Below are 6465 nucleotides of genomic sequence, written 5' to 3' on the forward strand. Positions count from 1 at the left end.
CTGCAATAATACCGGCTGTTGCAACTGCTGCAATTACGGGTAGAGCTACTCTTGCCCCTTGTTCCAACACATAAATTGTTTTTCTAAACGACATACGTGATTCTTTACGTACTAAACTAACTAAGTATGCAGCGATAATCCCATAAATAGCAGCACGTTGTGGTGTAAAGCCAACCATCACGGTGCCGATAATAACAAATAACGGGAGTAACATATACCCATATCTAAGCATTTGTTCTTTTAATTTAGGTAATTTTTCTGGAGGCAGTCCCAATATCCCTAATCTTTTTGCTTCAAAATGGGTGCCAATAAAAATTCCCGTAAAATATAATACTGCTGGTATTGCTGCCGCTATCATTATAGCTCCATACGAGACTCCTAAATATTCCATCATAATAAACGCTGCTGCTCCCATAACTGGCGGCATAATTTGCCCTCCTGTTGAAGCAGAGGCTTCTGTACCCGCAGCAAATTCAGGTTTAAACCCGGAGTTTTTCATCATTGGAATTGTGAATGACCCGGAGGCTACAGTATTTCCAACAGAACTTCCCGATATCATCCCTTGCAATGCACTTGCTATAACAGCTGTTTTTGCTGTTCCACCCGTAAATCTTCCCGTTAATGCGAAAGCCAAATCATTGAAGAACTGACCAATTCGAGTATGAATGAGCATGACACCAAAAAATAGAAATAAAAAGATAAATTTGGCGGAAATTTGAATTGGTGTTCCAAAAACACCACTCTCTTGAAACCATAAATTTGTCGTTATCCGGTCAAACGAAAATCCAGGGTGAGAGAGTATTTGCGTTGGGATATAGCTTCCTAGCAAAGCATATGCTATCATCACCGATGCCACAACTACAATAGGTAAACCTACTGTCCTTCTTGTCGCTTCTAACAATAATAAAATTGCAACAATGGAAATGATCGTATCAATTGTACTATACCCGGATATTCTACTTTGAATAATTGAGTCAAAAAAGATTATTTTATGATATGTCACATACATCGCCGTAAATGCTAAAATAACATCATACCACGGCACCTTTTTTTGCTTTTTTTGCCAGCCTTTCTTTGCTGGATAAAGTAAAAATATAATACCAAGTGCGGTTCCTAAATGAATTGCCCCTTGTTTTTGTGACGGGAGGGTACCGAAATAACCGGAATAAATATGAAAAATTGTTAATGCCACACCTAAAAAAGTAACAACCCAAGCCCATTTTCCGATCTTTTCACGAAAATTACTTTCTCGATCATATTTTTCCAATATCTTTTGTGCATCTTTTTCCGCTTGTGCTTGTTCATTCATCGACTGTTTATCATCCATTTGTCTACACCACCCTTTTTGAGTTGTTATAAAATAAGGAAAAGAGTGCTATTTAACAAGCCTCTTTTCCCTGTTGTATAGTTACTCAGAACCACCTAAACTAGTAATCCCTGTTGTTTCTCTTGTAATTATTTGAACAACTTCTGGATATATATGACCAATAAAGGCAGCATTTTCAATCGGATTTCCTTCAAAATCTCCTTCTCCATTAATCGCATCAAGAGAAGGTACGTGAACAGCCATTCCAAGATCCATTTGACCTTCCCCGATTGTTGCTAAGTTTTCAACTGATGCGCCTGTCTCCATATTAGTGAAGTTACTATCTAAATGGTTATTCCACACGTTAGCGATCTCTCCACCTAAAGGATAATATGTTCCTCCTTGACTTCCCGTCCCAAGAATAAAATCATCTTTTCGGTCGTTCTCATCAGCCGTAACTTCCGCAACCGGATTATCAATCGTTAATCCCTGCTCTTCATAATAACGTTTTGCACCGGGATGAATTGGTAATCCTTCTGCACCATTAAGTGCATTCTCTAATGTCATATCTGCCCCTTGAGCATGTGTCACTTCATCTGCGTGTTCTACCATGATTCTAGCAAGCTCATAACCTAATTCTTCATCAATAGTATCTGTATTCCCCATCAAAATAGCATATGCTGCAACTGTTTCAACATCTGATTCTAAAAAATCATAGCTTTCTTTAGGGATCGTATAACGCTTATATTCCGTATTTGCTTCAATTTCTTCAATCGCTTCATCTGTTAAGCCGAGCATCACAACGTCTCCAGTCGATGCTTGCAAACTTTCAATACTACCTGCTGGAAGCCCTAATATTCCTATAGAAATATCAATATTTCCATCCTGCACTCCGTCCGCCGCATCACCAAATCCTTCCTGGAACACTTGATAATCTCCCTCTTCCAGTCCATGAGCCGCCAATAATATTTTCGAAACGGTATTCGTTTCACTAGCTGGTGGCCCGATCGCTATCTTTGCATCTTTTGCACTTCCTTCACCAGTTGAAGAATCGTCTCCGCCTTCTTTTTCTCCTCCACAAGCTGCTAGCACCATCATTACACTTACAAGCATAAAGATAAATGTTAGAAACCTAGTTTTACTCATTTTTATCCCCCTTATTTTTAGCTTTCATGTAAACTACAACGTGTTTTTTATTAAGCAAAACCCTAGGGCTAGTAGTTTTATCATGACAAGCTTTATAAATGTATATGGACAAATTAAGTAAATATTCACTTGTCCGATAACTAATTGATTGCTTGTTTCATTGTATGAAGGAGTCATTCAGATCATGTCAAAATTACCCGTTTTGATTGCTTCAAATGGTGAACTAGTGACTATTCATGTTATAATACGAGTGAACTATTGAAGGAGGAACATATTTTGAGTGAACCACAATTAGTCTATTCTAGTAAAATTAATAAAATCCGGGGCTTTGCGCTCAGTTTAATTTTTATTGGTATCATTGTCATGTATGGGGGGATTTTAACCAAAAAAATACCATGGTTAATGGTAACCTTCTTTGTGCTTGGTATTTTATTTATCATCTTTAGTACAGTCGTTTATTTTTGGATCGGTTTGTTATCCACGCGCGCGATTCCAATAGTTTGTCCATCGTGTGAAAAGCCGACAAAAATGTTAGGCCGTGTCGATGCGTGTATGCATTGTAAACAACCTCTTACACTTGATAAAGAACTTGAGGGTAAAGAGTTTGATGAAAAATACAATTCACGGAAATACAGACGACAATTAAAACAAAAACAAAACGAGCAATGAGGGATAACGTATGGATACAATAAACAATCCCCCATTCCTTCGGTTCGACTTTTCTATAAATAACAAAAATTCAGATCCTGTTTGTTTTATAAATCCAGTAAAAATTATTTCTACAAAATATTTTGACAACGTTGCTACATGCTTAGATGAAATAAAATGTGCAGTAAATAATGGCTATTATGTGGCGGGATATATGAGTTATGAAGCAGCTTACGCTTTCACACACCGAATGAAGGATTTTCCGGCTGTCACAATGCCACTCCTATGGTTCGGTGTTTTTACTCAACCGACTGACTTGTCGAAAAGAGAAACGGAAGATTTTTCAGTTGGAAACTGGAAGCTAAATCAAAGTAAAAAGGAATATGAAAAAGCTTTTCAAAATATCCAGCAAGCTATTGTTGCAGGTGAAACAGACCAAGTAAATTATACAGTACAGTTTCAAGCTTCTTTTTCAGGCAGCTCTTTATCATATTATGAACAATTAAAACATGCTCAACAAGGCCAATATAGTGCATATTTAGATTTAGGAAATGAACAAATTTTATCAGCTTCACCTGAACTATTTTTTCATTTACAAAATAATATTATTACAACGAAGCCGATGAAGGGTACTATTCATCGTGGAAAAACATACGAGGAAGATATTAAGAATGCTAAATGGTTAGCCGCTTCTTATAAAAATCAACTAGAAAATAATTTAATAACGAAATTAATGGTCGATGAACTTAAAATGGTAACAAATGAATCGAGTATTAAAATAATCGACCAATACCAAATTAAAAAATACCCGACAGTATATCAAATGACTTCAACTATTAAAGGAAGTATTTTGCCTCATGTAAGTGCAGTCGATATATTAAAAACACTATTTCCATGTGGCTCGATTACTGGTGTACCAAAAGACAAAACTATGGACATTATTGCAAAGCTTGAGAAGAATCCACGTAATGTATACTGTGGAACAATTGGTTATATTGCTCCAAATAATGATGCCATATTCAATGTTCCAATTCGTACAGTAATGATTGATCAAAAAAGTCAGCTTGCTCGTTATGGTGCAGGAGGCGGAATCACTAGACAATCAAATGTAGAAGAAGAGTTTCAGGAAACATTAACAAAAACGAAGGTTTTATATGAAAAACAAAAATCGTTCTCGCTACTAGAAACATTTGGTCTAAAGCAAGGAAAAATTATTGCTTTTGAAGAACATATTCAACGAATTAAAAATTCGGCTAATTATTTTAATATACCAATTCATATAGATTCGATAAAAAATCAACTACATATATTGCAAGAAAATAATAAAGATGGGGAATGGCGAATCCGTTTATTAGTTAATCATCAGGGGAAAGCAAATTTTGAAGTAAAACCTTTACCAAAGTCAAAAAAGGCGGTCGTTAAATTGGCTTCTATGCCCATTAACAAAAACGATATATTTCTATACCATAAAACGACCAATCGAACAGTATATGAAGAACGATTAAAAGAAATAGACGATGTATTTGATGTATTATTATGGAATGAGAATAATGAAATAACAGAATTTACAATAGGGAATATCGTTGTTGAGCGCGGGGATGAACTACTAACACCACCAATTCAATGCGGGCTTCTTCCCGGTACGTTTCGTGAAAAGTTATTAAAAGCAGGAACTATTAAAGAAAGTAAAATTACAAAAGAGGATTTAAATCATTGTAAAAATATTTGGTTAATCAATAGCGTGAGAGAATGGGTACCTGTAAAACTGATAAGCGAATAAAGGCGCCGGAGCTGACAACGAAACCTATCCACAGCTAAAGAATTTTATAATTTCCTAGACATAAAAAAAGGAATCGTCAAAAATGGCGATTCTTTTTTAATACATTTTATAAAGATATTATTGAACTTTGACTTTAGCACAATTGTCACATTTACCGTATAATTCCATCCGGTGATGACTAATTTCAAATCCACTAACTTTTTCCGCTAATGATTCAATTTCATCCAAAGTTGGATAATGGAAATCTACAATTTTACCGCAATCTTCACAAATAATATGATAATGATCTCTCATATTACTATCAAAACGGCTTGAATCATCTCCATAAGTTAATTCACGAACAAGACCAATTTCACGTAAAATTCTTAAATTATTATATACAGTAGCAACACTCATATTAGGAAATCTGTCTTCAAGTGCTTTGTAAATTTCATCAGCAGTTGGATGAGACATAGACGTAAGCAAATATTCAAGAACCGCATGACGTTGTGGTGTAATTCTAACCCCAGACTTCTTTAATGTTTCAATTGCAACTTCCAATTTTCCGTCCGACACCGTCATGCACCTCGCTTTCACTAATATTTCATAATCTATATTATCAGATTATAATCGTTATTATTAGTGTAACTTGTAAATCATATATCTGTCAATCTAAATATACTACTGAATAATAGTTAGTCTAAATTAGTTCTTATTTTAATCACAGTTTTGCCACAATAAATGAGAAGCTATATATGATATTGAGAAAACTTACCAATTATTATAAGTCAACTTTTAATGGGATCTCTTGCCCTTTTAATTGATGATTGACATATCTTGCAGCGACAAACAAATAATCCGACAATCTATTCAAATAAGAAATTGCCATCGTATCTTGAAGTTCGTCTTGAACAGCTACTGCCATTCGTTCCGCTCTTCTTACTACCGTTCTGGCCAAATGAAGGGCACTGGAGGCACGGTGGCCGGATGGTAAAATAAATTGAGTTAATGGTGGTAAGTGTTGACTCCACTCATCAATTTGCTCCTCTAATTCTGTTATATGCTCTTCTTTTAATTTCCATGCCACTTCTCTGTCATTGGGGGTAGATAATTCTGCTCCTACATGAAAAAGAATCGTTTGAATACGGTACATTTTTTCTAAAAAATGTTCTTTTTCATCCCATGTCACATCATTAAGTAAGCTAAGTGCAAGACCAATCATTGAATTAGCCTCATCACATGTCCCATATGCTTCAACACGCAAGTCATCTTTAGCAACTCTTTTTCCGTACACTAAAGAAGTCGTTCCCTTATCACCAGAACGTGTATATATTCGCACTTTTTCTCCCCCTTATTCAGCTAAATTTTCTTTGACAAAATTTAACGTTTCTTCAATATGACCTTTTACACGAACTTTCCGATATTCTTTTTGCACAATTCCTGCTTTATCGATAATAAATGTAGAGCGCTCGACTCCATAAAATTCTTTTCCGAACATCTTTTTTAGTTTCCAAACATCAAATAATTTCGCTACTTCTTGTTCCGTATCAGCAAGTAACTGAAAAGGCAGATCATGTTTATCAATAAACTTTTGGTGCCGTTCGAT

The 6465-nt window shown here is 35.5% G+C and carries 7 protein-coding genes; 2 read left to right on the forward strand and 5 right to left on the reverse strand.

Features of this window, described 5'->3' with window-relative positions:
* The coding region (locus ACPYKA_RS17420; RefSeq protein WP_479543480.1) for a TRAP transporter permease at positions 1-1327 on the reverse strand (1327 nt) is incomplete at its 3' end.
* 81 nt (positions 1328-1408) lie between these two features.
* Positions 1409-2452: a TAXI family TRAP transporter solute-binding subunit gene (locus ACPYKA_RS17425; RefSeq protein WP_479543481.1), complete on the reverse strand. Its 1044-nt coding sequence runs from the start codon at positions 2450-2452 to the stop codon at positions 1409-1411.
* A 276-nt stretch (positions 2453-2728) separates the two neighbouring features.
* On the opposite strand from ACPYKA_RS17425, the gene ACPYKA_RS17430 reads away from it, so the two are divergent.
* Together ACPYKA_RS17430 and ACPYKA_RS17435 are read left to right on the forward strand one after the other, a co-directional pair.
* The gene (locus ACPYKA_RS17430; protein WP_479543482.1) at positions 2729-3121 is read left to right on the forward strand and encodes a YgzB family protein; all 393 of its coding nucleotides are present in this window, start codon (positions 2729-2731) and stop codon (positions 3119-3121) included.
* Between the two features lie 10 nt (positions 3122-3131).
* Positions 3132-4880, forward strand: a complete 1749-nt coding sequence (locus ACPYKA_RS17435) for a bifunctional chorismate-binding protein/class IV aminotransferase (RefSeq protein WP_479543483.1) — start codon at positions 3132-3134, stop codon at positions 4878-4880.
* 117 nt (positions 4881-4997) lie between these two features.
* Here the strand turns inward: ACPYKA_RS17435 and perR are convergent, their stop codons facing one another.
* From perR to ACPYKA_RS17450, 3 genes are all read right to left on the reverse strand, one after another.
* Positions 4998-5441, reverse strand: coding sequence for a peroxide-responsive transcriptional repressor PerR (perR, locus tag ACPYKA_RS17440; protein ID WP_479543484.1), 444 nt, complete (start codon positions 5439-5441; stop codon positions 4998-5000).
* A 199-nt stretch (positions 5442-5640) separates the two neighbouring features.
* Positions 5641-6198, reverse strand: coding sequence for a cob(I)yrinic acid a,c-diamide adenosyltransferase (locus ACPYKA_RS17445; protein ID WP_479543485.1), 558 nt, complete (start codon positions 6196-6198; stop codon positions 5641-5643).
* 12 nt (positions 6199-6210) lie between these two features.
* The coding region (locus ACPYKA_RS17450; protein ID WP_479543486.1) for a peroxiredoxin at positions 6211-6465 on the reverse strand (255 nt) is incomplete at its 5' end.

The organism is Pseudogracilibacillus amylolyticus (SeqCode), from assembly GCF_051918545.1.
In the GTDB taxonomy this organism is placed as follows: domain Bacteria; phylum Bacillota; class Bacilli; order Bacillales; family Amphibacillaceae; genus Pseudogracilibacillus.

Excerpts from the sequence above, each read along its gene's own strand:
- ACPYKA_RS17425 (WP_479543481.1), bottom strand. The coding sequence starts at position 2,452 with ATGAGTAAAACTAGGTTTCTAACATTTATCTTTATGCTTGTAAGTGTA.
- ACPYKA_RS17435 (WP_479543483.1), top strand. The coding sequence starts at position 3,132 with ATGGATACAATAAACAATCCCCCATTCCTTCGGTTCGACTTTTCTATA.
- perR (WP_479543484.1), bottom strand. The coding sequence starts at position 5,441 with ATGACGGTGTCGGACGGAAAATTGGAAGTTGCAATTGAAACATTAAAG.